16 protein-coding genes are annotated in these 16,816 nt (G+C 38.5%); 6 read left to right on the top strand and 10 right to left on the bottom strand.

Annotated elements, in window-relative coordinates:
- Positions 1-24: 24 nt before the first annotated feature.
- From B9A58_RS20835 to B9A58_RS19570, 3 genes are all read right to left on the bottom strand, one after another.
- Positions 25-153 carry a CHAT domain-containing protein gene (locus B9A58_RS20835; RefSeq protein ID WP_139794003.1) on the bottom strand — a complete coding sequence of 43 codons (129 nt, stop codon included), beginning with the start codon at positions 151-153 and terminating at the stop codon, positions 25-27.
- 69 nt (positions 154-222) lie between these two features.
- The gene (locus B9A58_RS19575) at positions 223-744 is read right to left on the bottom strand and encodes a flavodoxin family protein (protein WP_084374591.1); all 522 of its coding nucleotides are present in this window, start codon (positions 742-744) and stop codon (positions 223-225) included.
- 101 nt (positions 745-845) lie between these two features.
- Entirely contained in the window at positions 846-2,063 is a 1,218-nt protein-coding gene (locus B9A58_RS19570) for an ABC transporter permease (protein WP_084374589.1), read from the bottom strand.
- A 67-nt stretch (positions 2,064-2,130) separates the two neighbouring features.
- Here B9A58_RS19570 and B9A58_RS19565 point away from each other — a divergent pair, with 67 nt between their 5' ends.
- Positions 2,131-3,306 (top strand): exo-beta-N-acetylmuramidase NamZ family protein, encoded by a 1,176-nt coding sequence (locus tag B9A58_RS19565; RefSeq protein WP_139793991.1) that lies wholly within the window; start codon positions 2,131-2,133, stop codon positions 3,304-3,306.
- A gap of 8 nt (positions 3,307-3,314) precedes the next feature.
- Here B9A58_RS19565 and B9A58_RS19560 read toward each other — a convergent pair whose 3' ends face one another.
- Positions 3,315-3,695, bottom strand: coding sequence for a rhodanese-like domain-containing protein (locus B9A58_RS19560; protein WP_084374587.1), 381 nt, complete (start codon positions 3,693-3,695; stop codon positions 3,315-3,317).
- A 39-nt stretch (positions 3,696-3,734) separates the two neighbouring features.
- Between B9A58_RS19560 and B9A58_RS19555 the strand changes: the two genes are divergently transcribed.
- The 5 genes from B9A58_RS19555 (at position 3,735) to B9A58_RS19535 (ending at position 9,048) form a co-directional block, all read left to right on the top strand.
- Positions 3,735-4,244 (top strand): GNAT family N-acetyltransferase, encoded by a 510-nt coding sequence (locus B9A58_RS19555; RefSeq protein WP_084374585.1) that lies wholly within the window; start codon positions 3,735-3,737, stop codon positions 4,242-4,244.
- 80 nt (positions 4,245-4,324) lie between these two features.
- Complete coding sequence (locus tag B9A58_RS19550; RefSeq protein WP_084374583.1) at positions 4,325-5,275, top strand: bifunctional helix-turn-helix transcriptional regulator/GNAT family N-acetyltransferase; 951 nt, start codon at positions 4,325-4,327, stop codon at positions 5,273-5,275.
- A gap of 27 nt (positions 5,276-5,302) precedes the next feature.
- The gene (locus tag B9A58_RS19545) at positions 5,303-6,211 is read left to right on the top strand and encodes a DMT family transporter (protein WP_084374582.1); all 909 of its coding nucleotides are present in this window, start codon (positions 5,303-5,305) and stop codon (positions 6,209-6,211) included.
- Positions 6,212-6,247: 36 nt separating this feature from the next.
- The gene (locus B9A58_RS19540; protein WP_084374580.1) at positions 6,248-7,120 is read left to right on the top strand and encodes a TolB-like translocation protein; all 873 of its coding nucleotides are present in this window, start codon (positions 6,248-6,250) and stop codon (positions 7,118-7,120) included.
- A gap of 191 nt (positions 7,121-7,311) precedes the next feature.
- Positions 7,312-9,048 carry an ABC transporter ATP-binding protein gene (locus tag B9A58_RS19535; RefSeq protein ID WP_084374579.1) on the top strand — a complete coding sequence of 579 codons (1,737 nt, stop codon included), beginning with the start codon at positions 7,312-7,314 and terminating at the stop codon, positions 9,046-9,048.
- A gap of 1 nt (position 9,049) precedes the next feature.
- Here B9A58_RS19535 and B9A58_RS19530 read toward each other — a convergent pair whose 3' ends face one another.
- The 6 genes from B9A58_RS19530 to B9A58_RS19505 form a co-directional block, all read right to left on the bottom strand.
- Positions 9,050-9,589, bottom strand: coding sequence for a hypothetical protein (locus B9A58_RS19530; protein WP_084374578.1), 540 nt, complete (start codon positions 9,587-9,589; stop codon positions 9,050-9,052).
- An 84-nt stretch (positions 9,590-9,673) separates the two neighbouring features.
- On the bottom strand, positions 9,674-11,344 hold the full coding sequence (locus tag B9A58_RS19525) for a TonB-dependent receptor (protein WP_084374577.1): 1,671 nt from the start codon (positions 11,342-11,344) through the stop codon (positions 9,674-9,676).
- Positions 11,337-14,309, bottom strand: a complete 2,973-nt coding sequence (locus B9A58_RS19520) for a tetratricopeptide repeat protein (RefSeq protein ID WP_139793990.1) — start codon at positions 14,307-14,309, stop codon at positions 11,337-11,339. Before B9A58_RS19520 ends, B9A58_RS19525 begins: the two co-directional genes overlap by 8 nt.
- 82 nt (positions 14,310-14,391) lie before the next feature.
- Positions 14,392-15,414 carry a DNA polymerase III subunit delta gene (holA, locus tag B9A58_RS19515; protein WP_084374574.1) on the bottom strand — a complete coding sequence of 341 codons (1,023 nt, stop codon included), beginning with the start codon at positions 15,412-15,414 and terminating at the stop codon, positions 14,392-14,394.
- A 110-nt stretch (positions 15,415-15,524) separates the two neighbouring features.
- Positions 15,525-15,974 carry a DUF302 domain-containing protein gene (locus B9A58_RS19510; RefSeq protein ID WP_084374573.1) on the bottom strand — a complete coding sequence of 150 codons (450 nt, stop codon included), beginning with the start codon at positions 15,972-15,974 and terminating at the stop codon, positions 15,525-15,527.
- Between the two features lie 31 nt (positions 15,975-16,005).
- Positions 16,006-16,809: an alpha/beta hydrolase gene (locus B9A58_RS19505; protein ID WP_176214853.1), complete on the bottom strand. Its 804-nt coding sequence runs from the start codon at positions 16,807-16,809 to the stop codon at positions 16,006-16,008.
- Positions 16,810-16,816: the final 7 nt, after the last annotated feature.

Genomic DNA, 16,816 nt, shown 5'->3' with positions numbered 1-16,816 from the left:
AGCCCAATAATAAGAGTCTTCATATTATTGTTTAACAGCTTTTTGAACCTGATTGAAGACAGTTTTGATTTCCTCTCCAACCAACCCATTCTTATAAAAATTACGCATCAGTTTTGTAGTTGTCCGGTCATCTACCTTCCATAAACCCGTCAGTAGATGCTAAGCTCCACCTATATCAAGGAAAAAACATCTTCTAAACCTCTTACTTCAAACTGACAAGTCCTATAGAGCTAATAGTTTAGCGAACGCTTCCAATTTCTTTTTATAACTTTTGCTTATCCCCTTCTTCTCGATCGAGACATGAACATGTCCCTTGAATTCCATCCCTAAATACTTTGCAGTCAATCGAATGGGTTCAGCAAACCACTCGTGATAAAAATCCCCTTCAGTCTGACTAATCAAAGCCATAGACTTGCCCCTTAATTGCCTACCCAAATCCTTTTCGATAGTTAGCAAATCAGAAATTCTATCCAAAAAAGTCTTCACTTCAGCGCTCATGGTATACCAGTAGATGGGTGTCACCAGCACAAGGGTGTCATAGTTTTGTAGAAAATCTTTGATCAAAGGCAGAAAGTCGTCCTCAAAGTTTTTATGCCCATAATCATAATATGAAATATCCTTCTGACCAAGATCTACTACGTGACTACCTGAAATTTCGGCAAACCGTTTGGTTACTAGACTTGTATTTCCATTCTGATGTGAGCTACCAATCAAGGATAGTATGCGCATTTCTTTTATTGCCATTTGACTTAGGTTTTATATATGGCAAGAAACGGGAAATATGCACTTACCTACAACGCAAATGATAGGAAGATTCGATCTTGAAATCGATAGTAATGATAAGGTTAATTGAAGCGAATGGCCGCTATAGGTTTGATTCGGGACACTACAGTCATGGGTATGCCAAGCGCCAGAGACACCACTAAAAAAGTTAAAAGATTGAGCCCTATCAGGGATTCATAGTCCCAGGAAATGGGCACGTAGTACATGTAGTAATTAGCAGCATCAAGAGGTACGATTTGAAATTGGTCTTGCAAAAAGGCGATAACTAATGCTATCAAATTCCCATAAATCAATCCCTTTGAAACCAATAACATGCCTTTGAAAAGAAAGATTCGTTTGACTTGTCCTTTGCTCGCGCCCAGGGCCTGTAACACGCCAATCATATAGGTGCGTTCCAAAATGAGTATCAGTAAAATGGAGATCATATTGAAGCAAGCAACTATCAAAATCAAACCTAGAAAAACAGTGACGTTTTGATTCAACAGTCCCAACCAGTCAAAAATCTGATTGTACTTATCACTTACCTTGTCGACATACAAATCTGCATCTATGGCATGGAACAACACATTCTCAGCCTCATCTATCTGAGATTTATCCTTGACAAAAACCTCAAACCCACCCACCTGATCTTCATTCCATTCATTGAGTCTCTGGATCATTCCTAAATCACCAATAATCACACTTTTGTCAAATTCTTCTAATCCTGTCTCGTAGATACCTACTAATTTCAAAAGCCTAAATCGAGGTGGGTTTTGTACAAAATGGATCATAAACTGATCACCTAACTGCATTCTTAGTTTATTCGTGATGTGCTTACTAAGCACCACTTCATTAGAATAACCCTCTTCAGGATATTGAATAAAATGGCCTTCTACCATATTTACATCAAAACGGATTGAATCAAATTGCTTGTCCACCCCTTTGAATACCACACCTTCTACCTCTTCTTTTGTTTTGATTAGTCCTGGCTTGAAAGCAAATGCTTGCACATGATCAATAAAATCAAATTGATTTTTTTGCTTATAAAAATCTGAATCAAAACTGATGGATTTTTCATCCAGGGCGTTACCCATGTTATACTTTGTGATTTCCAGATGTCCTTTGAAATTGTATATCTTTTCCTTGATGGTCTGCTGAAAGCCACCCAAAATAAAAAAAGCCAAAATCATAGCTGCCAACCCTACACTGATGCTAATAATAGCCAATTTAGAAATGATAGATGAAAAGGACGAATTGGCTTCGGTCGTAATACGTTTAGATATGAAATAAGGAAAATTCAAATTTTACAATTACATTCGTTGTGGACTCCAAAATGGGGTGTAAAATAATTAAATCAGAACAATTCTTTTGATCCTAGTCAAATACTTTAATCTCGTTTTATCGGTTTTGATTTGCTTTGTGGTGTTCAGTTGCCAGGCGGACAAAGCTGAAGACCCAGTCATATTAACAGGAGCCGAACAAGTAAATCTATACATACCAAAACTAGAGGGTAAATCTGTGGCACTACTTGTTAACCACACATCCCTAATTGGTGGTGTACATTTATTGGACACCCTGCTCTCAAGTGGCGTTGATGTAGTCAAGATATTTGCTCCAGAGCACGGCTTTAGGGGCAACTTGGCAAATGGTGAGCAGGTGCACGATGATCGTGATCAAAAGACTGGATTGCCCTTGGTGTCTTTATATGGTAAAAACAAAAAACCATCATCAGAGCAGCTCAACGGAATAGATGTGGTGATTTATGATATTCAGGATGTAGGTGCCAGATTCTACACTTATATCAGTTCCATGCATCACATGATGGAGGCCTGTGCTAAAAATGGCATTACTTTTATGCTGTTAGATCGTCCCAATCCCAATGCACATTATATAGACGGTCCTGTACTTGAAAAGGCTCATGCTTCCTTTGTTGGGGTTCACCCTATCCCAATCGTCTACGGCATGACTACTGGCGAATTGGCCCAAATGGTCAAAGGAGAAAGTTGGATCAATGAATCAGAAGCTCTTGATTTGACCATAGTAGAATTAAAGAATTGGACACATACCAGCACTTACGAGCTACCCATTTCCCCTTCTCCAAACCTCCCTAACCGCCAATCCATTGCACTCTATCCATCTCTGTGCCTCTTTGAAGGCACTGACATTAGTATGGGCAGAGGCACTGATTTTCCTTTTCAGGCGGTCGGATATCCTGATTCAGTCTTCGGCGAATTTCAATTCACCCCTAGGCGAATTGAAGGCGTATCTAAGTACCCTCCACACAAAAACAAAACTTGCTATGGTGATGACCTCAGAACAGTGAATCCACCCAATCGAATAGATCTTTCCTATTTGATCAAATACTATCAATTATCAAAAAACAAAGCGAATTATTTCAATGCCTTTTTTACAAACCTATCAGGCACCAAAAAACTTAGAAAACAAATAGAGGAAGGATGGTCAGAAGAGGAGATTAGAACTTCCTGGCAGGATGACTTGAATCATTTTAAAGAAAAAAGACAGCAATATCTGATTTATGAATAAATAGGCACTTATTCTATTTCTAACCCAGCTGCTTTCCAGGCATTCATACCCCCATCCATTTCATATATTCGCTCGAAATTGAGTGCTTTCATTTTAGCAAGTGTTTTCCCGCTCCTTCCACCAGATCTACAGTAGATATAATAGGTCGTCTCCTTATTAAGTTCTCCTAATTTCTCTTCAAATTTCTCTCCATAAAAATCGAGCGGTTCAGCGCCTGGGATTTTGCCTTGAGCCACTTCATCATCTGTTCTTAAATCAAGTATTTTGAAAGGGCTGGTTTCATTGTTTATTTGAGCTTTAAACTGCTCAGGAGTCAATTGATCCACACGCTGCGCTGTACAGGACACACTAAGAAAAAGTAACAACGAAAGCATAAAAACGTTTCTCATTTTGGTCTATTTTTCCGACTAAGATAATTATATCTCATTATGATTCATAACTCAATAATTACAACTGAAAGAACTTATCTAAGTACGCCTGATACGCTTGAATTTCATCAAATAAGGAAGTTGGACTCCGATCCAGAAATCATGCGATACATTACAAAAGGGAAACCGCGGTCTGCTCAAGAATCTGAAGAATGGATAACAAAGAGACGTGTTGAGTATAAAAAGAACGGATTTGGCCTGATGCCAGTTTACCTTAAAGAAAGTGATGAATTCATTGGCTGGGCAGGACTTAAATTTCTAGACGAAACTTCAAAAATCGAAGTGGGTTACCGCTTTGACAAACCCTATTGGGGAATGGGACTTGCAACGGAAATTACTAAAGCAGTCGTTAGTTACGCTCGCGAAAAACTTGGTATTCAACAATTAGTTGCTGTGACTGATTTAGAAAACGAAGCCTCAAAAAAAGTTTTACTTAAAAGTGGGTTCAAATTCCTAAATCAAGCCTTTTACTATAATACAGACGTCGATTATTTTGAATTAAATTTCTAAAGTCCTTTTAAAAATCCCTCGTTTTAAAACTTAAATATTTTATTTTACGTAGTTAACTACGTTTTTATTTACTTTTAATTATGGATACAGTTAAGCAACTTGGAGAATTAGCCCTAGGCAGTCGTCTGAAAAGGCTCAGTGATGAAATCATGAAGGATGGCAAAAAGATATATGCCGCCAACAAAATAGATTTCGAACCCAAGTGGTTTCCAGTGTACTACACCATCTCTCAAGCCACCTCGATCACAGTCACGGACATAGCTGACGCCATTGGATTCAAACACCCATCAGTAAGTCAACTGGTGAAAGAGCTTGAAAAGAATGGTTTGATAGAAAGTATCGCCAGCACCAAGGATGCTCGGAAAAGAAATCTAAAACTTTCAAAAAAAGGTAGGAATTTGCTTCCTGGAATAGAATCTATTTGGTCTGATATATCCAATGCATTAAACGAAATGATCAACCAACACACTCACAACATCCTCTGCGCACTAGAACAGTGCGAGGATGATTTTGAACAAACACCTATGCTTGAAAGAGTACAAGCACATCGCAAGGCACGACTGATGAGTCAGATTGAAATCATAGATTATGAGCCCAAGTACGCCAAAGATTTTCTTAGGCTTAATGTGGAGTGGATTGAAAAATACTTTAAGCTGGAAGATGAAGACAGAAGAACACTAGAAGACCCAGATAAGTATATTATAAAATCGGGTGGAGCCATCAAATTAGCGAAATACAAAGACGAAATTGTTGGCACAAGTGCATTGATGAAAATTAGCGAAGAGGTGTATGAATTGGTCAAAATGGCTGTCACAGAGAAATGTCAAGGATTACAAATCGGGAAAAAATTAGGCCTTTCGGTTTTAGAAAAAGCAAAAGAACTGGGTGCTGCAAAGGTTATTTTGGAGTCCAATAAAAAACTATCGCCAGCTATCAATTTGTATAAAAGTCTGGGTTTTAAATCTGGTCAACATTTTGGCGAAAAATCTGTTTATGAAAGATGTGATATAGAAATGGAAATCATGATATAATCGTATCTTGCCCAATCAATTATTTACATGTCAGATTCATCCAATAATCAGAAAAGGGGACTTATTTTCGCCTGCCTTACAGCCTTGTTGTGGGGTTTTTTGGCCATAGCTCTCAAGGTAGCAGTTACCCAAATCGATCCTATCACAGTATCTTGGTTTAGATTTTCGTTCGCCAGTATCATAATATTTGGTTTCATCAAAATGAAAAAACCAGAGGAATTTTCCACGCTCAAAAAGTTTCCCTGGCTGGCTCTAGTAGCTGCAACTGGTCTCTCTCTCAATTACATTGGCTATATCACTGGCATCCAACTCACTGGACCTAACAATGCTCAGATCATCATTCAGTCGGCTCCCCTTCTATTAGGGATTATTGGTATTGTGTTTTTTAAAGAAAAGATTACCAAACGCCAGCTGGTCGGTATTGTCGTCGCACTTATTGGTTTTTATTTTTTCTATCTCAATCAATTAGACCATACTTCTGCCAGTGGGAAATCTATGTATAACAGCGGTTCGTTCTACGTCTTGCTTGCTGCACTTTGCTGGGTAGTTTATGCGGTCTGCCAAAAAGTACTTGTTCGCTCGTATCCTGTGAGAGCAATTAATTTTATTCTTTTCCTTTTTTCCGCATTTGCTTTGGCTCCTTTGGTTGATTACCAAAGTATTTTTCAAATGAGTATAGGGATGTGGTGTCTGATGTTGTTTTTAGGTCTGAATACGCTCTTAGCCTATAGCTTTTTGGGTGAGGCATTTAAGTATGCTGATGCAAACAAAGTGGGAATTATAATTACGTTGAATCCTCTGATTACAATTTTTGTAATGACTGCATTAGCCTATTTGGAGGTTGGCTGGATAGCGGCGGATGTGCTTTCTATCCCTGGATTTATAAGCGCATTTGCTGTCCTAACGGGCGCAATTTTAGCAGTTAAATCCAAATAGCATTTGAAAACAAAATAATATTTGTACTTTTAATCTATGAGTAGAATTATTGCCACCAGACTATTGGTAATCATGCTTTTAGCCAAATTTTCAGCTGGATCAGCACAGTCAGCATCTGAGGTCTATTTGTTTGAACTCTCACAAGAAAATGGCTTATACAAACTAGCCAATCCAACGAATATATCCAGTAATCCAGGCTATGACAATCAACCTGCATTTCTAAATAGTGAAGAGATGGTGTATGCCGCTACGTTTGACAATCAAACAGATATAGTGAAGTTCAATTTTGTTACCAAAGAAAAAGTAAGACTAACTAATACTCCAGGCAGTGAATTCTCTCCAAAACCAACACCAGATGGCAAGTATATTTCCGCTATAATTCTGGCTAAAGATGGAAGTCAGGTATTAGCTAAATACCCACTAAAAGGTGGCGAACCCAAAATCATCCCTTCTAAACAAAAAATTGGCTACTACTGCTGGTATGATAAGAAAACCGTGTTCTCATTCGTTTTAGGCTCACCCCCTTCCCTACAGGAATGGAATACACGAAATGCTCAGTTTAAAATCATCATGATGAACCCAGGCAGATCACTCAGTCGAATACCAAACCAAAAAACGATCAGTTTTATCCATAAGGAGTCAGATGACATTTGGTATGTAAACAGCTACGATCCCTCTACGGACAAAGTGACCTACATTACTGAATGCATAAAGGAAGCTGAAGATATGACCTGGTCACCAGATGGTACTGCATTTATAAGCAACAAACAAAAAATCTACAAGTTCAACCCTACGACAGATCAAAGCTGGAAACTAGTTGCAAACATGGATTCGTTCAACTTATCGGAAGCTTCGCGCCTTTCCATCAGTCCAGACTCAAAATGGATGGCTGTGGTCATAGAAGAATAAAGAACACTGATACTTACCTCCTACTAGTATCCATGACTAATTTTATGAGGCGAAAACTTATCAGTCAAACGATCAATGCTTCAGTTGGACTCATGCTCATGAATTAAATTTTCTAACAGACTTACTCAGATATTCTAATCTATTTTGGCAAATTGCCGTAATAGATTAGAATATTTTTATTGCCCCATCTTATGAGTAAATCTAAAGCCTCTTTAGGCCACGTTTTCAAAACCATTGTTCTTCCAAGGAAAAATTTATTACTAATTGGTCTGGTATTAATCATTGTAAGCAGACTGGCTAGTTTGGTATTACCTTGGGCCAGTCAGATTCTTATAGATGATGTCATCAGCAACAAGGATTTTGAAATGCTCAAAACCTTGCTCGCCGTAGTTGTTGGAGCCATTGTCATACAAGCTACTACCAGTTTTGCTTTGACCAGACTTCTCAGTGTAGAAGCTCAGCACTTGATTGCTCAATTACGGGTAAAGGTCCAAAAACAAATCATTCAGCTTCCGATCAACTTCTTTGATGAAAACAAGAGCGGATCGCTGGTCTCTCGAATCATGAGTGATGTGGAAGGTGTTCGGAATTTGGTTGGTACTGGTCTGGTACAATTGTTTGGTGGCTCTCTGGCAGCTATTTTGTCTTTAATACTATTAATAAGAATTAGTCCATTGATGACACTCTATGTTTTAGTACCTGTGATCATTTTTGGTGTGATCTCCCTGAAGGCGTTTGGCTATATCCGACCCATATTCAGAAACCGAGGTAAAATCAATGCTGAAGTAACAGGCCGTCTCACTGAGACACTGAACGGTATTAGAGTCATCAAAGGCTTCAATGCAGAAGAGCAGGAAATAGAGACCTTTGAATCAGGTGCGCTTCGTTTATACGAAAATGTAAAAAAGAGCTTGACATCTACTGCCTTAGTGACAAGTTCGGCCACCTTCCTTTTAGGATTGGCAACTGCGGGTATTATGGGTATTGGTGGATACATGATTATCAATGATGATTTGACTTTTGGAGAATTTTTATCTTTCACTCTATACCTGGGATTTATGATCGCTCCAATTGTGCAGATGAGTAACATAGGCAGTCAAATGACAGAGGCATTTGCCGGACTAGACCGTACAGAGGAAATCATGTCCATGGCGACTGAATCCGAAAACCCAAATCGCGTGAGTGAAATGGAAAGAATTAATGGTTCTGTTACTTTTGACCAAGTAAGTTTCGCTTATGATGAAGAAAAAAATGTAATCAAAGAAATATCCTTCAAAGCTGAGCCAGGCTCGGTGACAGCGCTAGTTGGCACATCTGGGTCTGGAAAATCGACTATTGCCGGGCTAGTGGCCTCCTTCATCAGTCCACAGTCTGGAAAAATCCTGGTCGATGATGTAGACTTATCTACAGTCACACTCAACAGCTATAGAAACCAACTCGGTGTTGTACTTCAAGATGATTTTTTGTTTGAAGGAACCATTCGTCAGAATATATTATTCCCTCGCCCTGACGCCACAGAAGAACAATTGCTACAAGCCGTCAAAGCCGCACATGTACAGGAATTTACTGATCGATTTGAAGATGGGTTAGATACTTTGATTGGTGAGCGCGGAGTCAAGTTATCAGGTGGTCAGCGTCAAAGAATTGCGATAGCCAGAGCAGTACTTGCTGACCCAAGGGTATTGATACTGGATGAAGCCACTTCCAATTTGGATACTGAAAGCGAGTCCTTCATTCAAGAAAGTTTAAAAACATTAATGAAAGGAAGAACCACATTTGTAATCGCTCACAGATTGAGTACGATCAAACAAGCAGATCAAATCTTAGTAATAGAGCAAGGTCAGATTGCCGAATCTGGAACCCATGATAAATTGATTGCAAAAGAAGGCAGATACTATGATCTCTATACCTATCAGGCTAGAATCTAACTTATTTAGATTTTTTAAAATCCTTAATGGCTTCTTTCAGTTTATGCTCCTTACAGGCATGGTAGCAATCTGAATCTATCTCATAATATGGCAATCTTTTACTATCCTTGATTTCCAAATCTACATACCTTACGAGCTCTGCCTCTTCTTGGCTCATCTTGCCAACAAAAATGATGGGCTCTGCAGATGCGGGTTCATTATAAAATTCAAAATCCGATTTGGACATGCGATACACTTCTGAATCGTCATCAGCATAGAAAACTAAATCTAAACTAAGAATAGCAGCTGTATCTTTACCATAAACATACAAATCACCTGTAGCCAAGAAATTCCCATTGAATTTAGTGGCTACTTCCATATTCCTGATTTCCCATACTCTGTCTTCTTCAAAAGGAAAATAGATAGTAGAATTAAATGAAATGTGAATACAAGATTCTGCAGGACAAACGGTACTAAGATTTTTACCGTTATCAGTGAAGTCTTGGGCAAAAAGTACAAGCCCAATGAAACAGTTCACTATAGTGAATAACCCTTTTTTCATAACTTTCCCTAATTGCTGATGACACAATTAACTAAAAAAGCTAGCAAAAGTCAAGCAAAAGAGCAGCTAAGAACCTGCTAAAAATCAGAGTCTGAAAGTTACCCCTGCTTTGATCTGAATCCCACGCTGAGGATAGTAGAGATATCTCGAATAGTTTTTGTTGATCAGATTCTCACCAGATAAGAATATCCCCCAAGCTTCCTTCAGTTGATAATGCAGTGATACATCTAATTTTGAAATAGCATCCAATTTCACATCAAAATCAGTCAAATTTTGATCCAATCCTACAATTCCACGCATAAAAGTAAAATTCCAATTTACGTTTAGTTTTGGGACAAATTGATGATCACCCGAAATCTGGATTACTGATGTTGGACGATGATATATTTGATCATATCCCTTAGAATGATAACTGTATAGATTTAATCCTACAGAAACCTCGTGAGATTCATTGATTTCATACTGGCCAGTTGCACCAAATGTGAGAATATTAGATACTTCCTGCTCAAATGACATGTCTATTCTTGATAGATCTGCAATGCTATTCACCATAATTGGCAAATATTTTACGGACTGAAAACTAACACAAGCTTCTAAACTGAGTTTTTCCATTGGATTACCAGCAATTCCTCCTGACAGATCAAATAACCGTTCTGAATTAGCCACACCTACAGATTGATTCAGCACACCAACTTCTGAAGCAAAGTCATACAGCGAATTGAAAGTATACCCTCCGTCCAGCTGGGCAAAAACTGTATAATCTGGCGTGAGTGGATAACTTGCTCTTGCGTAAGGGAATATTTTGTTAGAGCTTAGATCAGGCAAGTCATCATTCTGAATACTAAAAGACAACCCGACATCTAACTTCAACTCATCAATGCGCAATCTATAGTATGGATTGAGTCTGAAGTAAGATCTGGACTCGTCAATTCCTGTATCCTTGTATTGCGAGAGTCTTACTTCTGTTTCCAAAAAAATGTTTTCGGTATAGCTTCCGCTTATATCAAAAGAGAAAGTATTTTCATTGGCATTAAAGTTATCACTGTAATGACGGAAATTGAAGCCTGCTTTGACTCCCCATACATCATCAAGCCTACTGTCAGAACCTTCAAGATTGAAATTCAAAAAATTCCCACTATGCTTGATGTCTCCTTTATTCACAGCAGTGCCAGCAGGATAACCGTAATAATAATTCTTCTCCAAACTATAGTTCAGAGCTGACTCTAGTTTGATTGTTTCACGTAGCAGGACACCATATAAATTCACTTCTGTAGCAGCTGCTCCACTATTATCATCATCCACAGCTCCTGTCTCAAATGATTCATGCTTGATGTTTATCCCTACCATTTGATTGGGATCATCAACTGATGTCAAACTCACGTCTAAGATGGGTGAAGCATAATTACCGAACCCAGCCTTCCCATAGTGCTGATAGCTCCTGTCCTTTTGCTTAATTGTGGCTTTTGCAGGCTCGAATTGCATGGGTTCATTGGCGACATCATAAACATACCACTTAAACTCACTGGGCTTGCTTGCTGGTGTGGTTCGTTCTGGTTTCCATTTTATAAACTCATACAATTTGTACTCTTTATTGAGTTCTATCTTTCGTTCCTTTTCGATAATAATCTCAGCGTCTTGTACCTCACCGTCTACATTATAGTCTGTTTGTGCCAGTGCTGAAAAACCAAGCAAAAGCATTCCCCAAACAACTACCACATTTCGAAGTCCAATTTTCATTTTTCTTTTCTTATTCATTTGAGTCAACGGTCTCTTCTATTTGCTTCAGTTTCATTTTGGCCACTGCCACTACTTCATCCAAAGAAGAATTATCAATCAGTGAGTTGAGTGTTGCCTTGGCCTGAAACAACTCGTTGGTTTCTATATAAATATCCGCCATGAGTAGATATGCCTGATTCAACCAAAGGTCATAATTCTGAAAATTATTTGTCAACACAAAAAGACTTTCTAGCGCACGGTCATATTTGGCCTGATCATAATAAATTTTACTGATGTAATAATAAGCCTCTGCTCCTCTTTCATCTGGTGAGTTACTCACCAATGGCAGTAAGTTCTGTAGTGCAGATTCCAACTTATCGTTTTCGTATAGCGATTTGCCTATAATCAAATTGGCCTGAGCACTTGCCAGTACACCTGTCCGAGGGTTATCCAACAATGCATTACCATGATGAATGGCAGAGTCGTATTGAGCGTCCTTAAAGTAATTTTCCATTAGTCCTGTATGGACATTGATCACATTTCTGGATGAACGTGACACCTGAGCCAGTTGATAGTAATAAGCATTACTTTTCTCCAGATTACCTTCCATACTCTCTATATCAGCCAGTCGATACAGAACTTTCGAGTACTTCGAAAAATCCTGATCATTTTCTACTTTTCTAAAATACTGCAATGATTTATCTAAATGACCTTGCCTAAAATAGGCATCTGCTATTAAATACTGAGATTCCTGGATCAAACTACTCTTAGGATAGGACAGAACAAAATCTTCCAAGGCGCGAATGGCCAATTCATACTTTTGGCTATAATAATTTGCTCTTGCAGATTCGAATTCTATATTTTCCAATGCTTCACTATTCGGATTGGCTTGCTTGTATTTACGCAAGTATTCGTCAAACTCATCAAATTGTCCATTCGCATTCTTATCCTGCAGACCCAACAGTGCGCTATTGGCCGTTTGATGTCTTGGGAATCGATCTAAAATTTCCTTGTAGTTTGAAATGCTTGACTCAGATTGCCCCTCATTGTCAAAGGCAACTGCCTGATTCAGCAAAGCAAATGGAATGAAGCTACTAGATGGGTATTTGATTATAAACATTCGATAAGCCTCCATTGACTGCTTGCTTTTTCCTTCTTCAAAATCGATTTGAGCGATTTGAAAATAAGCGTGATCCGCCTTTTGTGATTCTGGCAATTCTTTGATCAATCGATTGAAATATTGCTTAGCCATGGCATCCTTATCCAAATATCTGTTGAGCAAGCCTATTTGAAAGTAGATGTGGTCTTTGTTTTTATTCCCTGCTTTTTCTGCTTTCGCATAATAATCAATTCCTTTCTGGTATTCTTTCAATGCAAACTGGCAATCTCCCATTCTTAGCAAAGCATCCGCCAGGTACTTTTTATTCAAATCAGACGAATACTGGGATTCAAATTGCTTGAAAGACTGTGCTGCATTCACGTAATCTTTGAGATTGTACTGTGCATAGGCTTTACCATAAATAGCTTTTAGATAAACCTCAATGCTAGGCACACGGTTTACACTTTTGTAATAAAATAGGGCTTCATCATGCTGGTCAAGCAATGATTTGGCTTCTCCAACCCAATAATATGTTTGTTGAGTGATTCCGGCATCTACGTCATGAATCAATGACTTTTGAAAAACCTCCGACGCCAAATTGAACTTCTTATCATTAAACAAGGCCACTCCTTTGAGAAAGGACACTCTTTGATAGGTTTCCTTCAGCTGAGGAGTCAATCGATCAAGCTCTTCTATATGTCTGATCGCTAAATCATAGTTGTTGGTCTGTGCATAAGCGGCACCCAACATTTCCTTTACTTCAGTATAAAATCTACCTGCTTTATAACTCGTCATGTATTCATTCAATATTTCGATCGATCGCTGATAATTAGGCACTTCCATTTGGCTACGAGCCTGATGATATAAAGCATCTTCTCTAATGACTGTAGGATACTTGGCCGTATTCTCAAATGATGTAATGGCAAATGGCCAATTCTTATGCTCAGTGTAAATCACCCCTAGGTAATACGAGGCATAGGCCCCCACGCTATCGTCAGCTACAGCAGACCTTTTCAGATACTCAATCGCATCATCCTTGTTTTCAATTTTGAAACTGCTATAGCCTGCTCTAAAATAATTTCTTTCATTCCTGTGCTTACCATACGATTTGAATAAATCCTTGTAGCTACTAGCAGCAGATCTATACTTTTCTAATGCATACTGTGAATCAGCCAAAAAATTCAACACCACTCCATTGTCTACTGGAGTCAATTCGGTCTCAACTAAGTTGATCACCTCCTGATATTCACCATTTTGATAAAGTGTGCTGACAAACAGTTCCATAGCAGGTTTGCGATACCTTTCAGATTCAAATGCCTCTTTCAAATAAGTATATGAAGTCTCGAAATCCTCACGACTATGGTAGATATATCCCCTGAAGTAGGCCGCATCATTTTGATAAGGGGAAAAACTCCCATCCAGTTTTTTAAAAGTCTCCAGCGCTTTTTCATTTTGATCCAAATGAAACTGGCAATAGCCCTTGTTGAAAATGATTGCTGGACTCAGGTAGCCATCAGATTTATTATAGTTATCAAGTGCTTCCTTATATCTTCCTTTGCCAAAATAGAAATCAGCCATATCCAGATAGGCACTTTGTGCATAAACATGATAAGGATAAGCATCCACAAATTGGGTCATCAACTGCTCACCATCCGTCTGTTCGGCACGAATAGCACAAGATGCCATGAAATAATTGGACTCAGCCAAGTAGGGATCCTCTAATGTATTTGAAAATTCAGCTCTGGCGGCCTTGTAAGCACCTCTTTCATAGAGGTCTCTGGCGTGATTAAATCGAGCCTGTAGATTCAAAACGGGCTGAGCTACTGATTCAACTGCCCCTAACAAAAATATTGTACATGCGAAGAAAAAACCGAAATGGAGTCGCTGAAGATTAGATGAATTCAAAATGGAATTTTTTAGTTCTTTTAACAGGTGGATTTAGGTATAACGTCTAAAAGATGGAAGTATTAAAATTAATTCAATGTCTTCAATGGATCAGATTAAAAATCAATTCCTTCAGGATCTCTCCTTCAGGCTGACTTGGATAATCAATCCCTTTAGATTTCATATCAGCAATTTTCAGATGTCTTACATTAGAAACTACTTTAGCTAACGGGTAATTCTTGGCTGCCATTATATATTCTTTGACAAAAAAAGGATGCACTCCCAACAACGACGCCAAATGCTTTTCAGACTTGTCTTTCGCATGATGCAGCAACAATAATTTATTGAAAAAGGAAAACAAATTGGCGACTATCGGAATGATAGGATTTGACTTTGGGTCAGACTTGAAGTAAGTAATGATCTCATTAGCCTTCATTACATTTCTGAATGACAATGCTTTTTGTAATTCAAAAACATTGTACTCTTTGCTGATGCCAATGTTTTTATAGACATGCTCAGCCATAATTTTTGGCTCTTCCCCAATGTTGATCAACATTTTGTCTATTTCATTGGCAATTCTAGTCAAGTTGTTACCAATATGCTCTACGATAAGCTGTAGTGCCTTCTGGTCGATCTGTCTGTTTCTGGATTTGACAAATGATTCTACCCAGGAAGGAATTTGATTATCATAGAACTTAGTAGCGGTCATTAAAACTGCTTTCTGATCTATGGTCTTGCCTAGTTTTTTTCTCTTATCAAGTGTTTTGTACTTGTAGCCAAATACCAATACAGTAGAAGGCTGAGGGTTTTCCATATAGTGGAGCAGCATCTTTTCATTCTCCTCTTTACTAAACCCGGCGATCTCTTGAGCTTCCTTCACAATCACAACCTTTCTTTCGGCCATCATTGGGAAGCCTTTGGCATGATTTAGTATGTTTGGAATATCTGCATCTTTACCATACACGACTACCTGATTAAAGCTACGTAAGCTCTCTTCCATGGCGTGTTTTTCGATATGTTTGATCACCTCATCTATAAAAAAAGACTCCTCACCCTGCAAAAAGTAAACAGGAGCATATTGGTTGTTCTTGAGATTATTGAGGATGTCCTGATAGGTAACGGCCACGCTTCTTTTTTGATTAAATACTGACTTGGCAAATAAATGAAATTAATCAGACAATGTGCAGCATTTCGACTTCAGTTTGAGAAAATAGATTGGGAAACACAAAGGGTTGATCAATGTGTGCGAATCGCATCATTCACAATTCGAATGAGTGCCTTGTTGATCTCATGAATCACCTCGTCACAATTGCGAATCACATACCTGTGTTTCAGGTTCATTGCATTTGTAAAGGCGATAAAGGTATCATCTCCCTCTTCCCAAACTAAAATTTTGAATGGAACATCAAGCAGTGCTGCGGGTTCGCAAGCAGCTAACCTCACCACATCATCTGTCTCAAAGCTGATGACCTGAATTCGACCTTTAAATCCATCTTCCAAACCTCTGGGATTGGATTTGTATTCTTGGGTATTGACATAGGAGAACCCGTTCTTATCAATACTGAAATAAAGTTTTGAAATGGTATTGTCTAAATTGTGTGGGCTGTTGTAAACTGTAACATCCTGAGCTTTTAGTCTAAAGCTCACTGTCATCAAAAAAAGAAGCACTACTATTCGTATATTCATTCTAAGCAAGAGCCAATGAAACCTTTTGGCATTAATTCAAAATTCGTTCCATAGCTTGCTGATAAATGTCAAAAGTATCCAAATTATTGTGTTTACCTTCTTTTATGGTGATTATTTTTTTATCTGAATGACTCGCTTCGACATATAGCTTATGTCCCAATTCGTAAGGCACCACGGCATCCTCCATGCCATGAAATATGGTTATTGGACAAGAAATTCGATCTATTCGTGAGAGTGAATTGAATTCATACTTCAGCCCTGATTTGTATAACAAAAGGAAATTTAGCGTTGGTATTACTTCTCGAAGAGTCGTCATTGGTGTTTCCAAAATCAAGTGAGAGGCCTTACGTTTTGCAGCCAAGTGAGTAGCAATAGCTGTTCCTAGGGATCTTCCATAGATTATTATATGGTCGTAACCAAGTTCTTGAGCATAGTCATAGACCAATTCAGCATCCTGATATAGTAGTGGTTCACTTCGTTCTCCTCTACTTTTACCATATCCACGATAGTCCATGGCCAGCACGTCATATCCATGACGTGTTCTGATTTCATCAGCAATTCGTCCCCATCTTCCCAAATGGCCTCTGTTGCCATGAAAATAAAGTACCAAGCCATTAGACGAATCACTTTTCAGAAGCAGACCATGAAGGCGAACGTTTTCACTTGGGCTTAATAAAATTTCTTCATGCTGAAAAGTAAAGGAAAACTCGTAATCATCCGACACCTCGTCACTTTGAAAAAGTATTTTTTCATGTAGGAGGACGAAGAAGATATTGTACAATAAATACAGGCCAAGCAAAGCGGCCAATCCAATCCAAAGAGACGTAGAACTCACTGATTTA

Source organism: Reichenbachiella faecimaris (assembly GCF_900176375.1).
Taxonomy (GTDB): Bacteria; Bacteroidota; Bacteroidia; order Cytophagales; family Cyclobacteriaceae; genus Reichenbachiella; species Reichenbachiella faecimaris.
The sequence above is the reverse complement of the archived record's forward strand: the minus strand, read 5'-3'. Positions and strand labels throughout refer to the sequence as shown.

Bases quoted from the DNA above. Each gene is read 5' to 3' on its own strand.
- B9A58_RS19575 (WP_084374591.1), bottom strand. From the start codon at position 744: ATGGCAATAAAAGAAATGCGCATACTATCCTTGATTGGTAGCTCACAT.
- B9A58_RS19560 (WP_084374587.1), bottom strand. From the start codon at position 3,695: ATGAGAAACGTTTTTATGCTTTCGTTGTTACTTTTTCTTAGTGTGTCC.
- B9A58_RS19555 (WP_084374585.1), top strand. From the start codon at position 3,735: ATGATTCATAACTCAATAATTACAACTGAAAGAACTTATCTAAGTACG.
- B9A58_RS19550 (WP_084374583.1), top strand. From the start codon at position 4,325: ATGGATACAGTTAAGCAACTTGGAGAATTAGCCCTAGGCAGTCGTCTG.
- B9A58_RS19545 (WP_084374582.1), top strand. From the start codon at position 5,303: ATGTCAGATTCATCCAATAATCAGAAAAGGGGACTTATTTTCGCCTGC.
- B9A58_RS19540 (WP_084374580.1), top strand. From the start codon at position 6,248: ATGAGTAGAATTATTGCCACCAGACTATTGGTAATCATGCTTTTAGCC.
- B9A58_RS19535 (WP_084374579.1), top strand. From the start codon at position 7,312: ATGAGTAAATCTAAAGCCTCTTTAGGCCACGTTTTCAAAACCATTGTT.
- B9A58_RS19530 (WP_084374578.1), bottom strand. From the start codon at position 9,589: ATGAAAAAAGGGTTATTCACTATAGTGAACTGTTTCATTGGGCTTGTA.
- B9A58_RS19525 (WP_084374577.1), bottom strand. From the start codon at position 11,344: ATGAATAAGAAAAGAAAAATGAAAATTGGACTTCGAAATGTGGTAGTT.
- B9A58_RS19510 (WP_084374573.1), bottom strand. From the start codon at position 15,974: ATGAATATACGAATAGTAGTGCTTCTTTTTTTGATGACAGTGAGCTTT.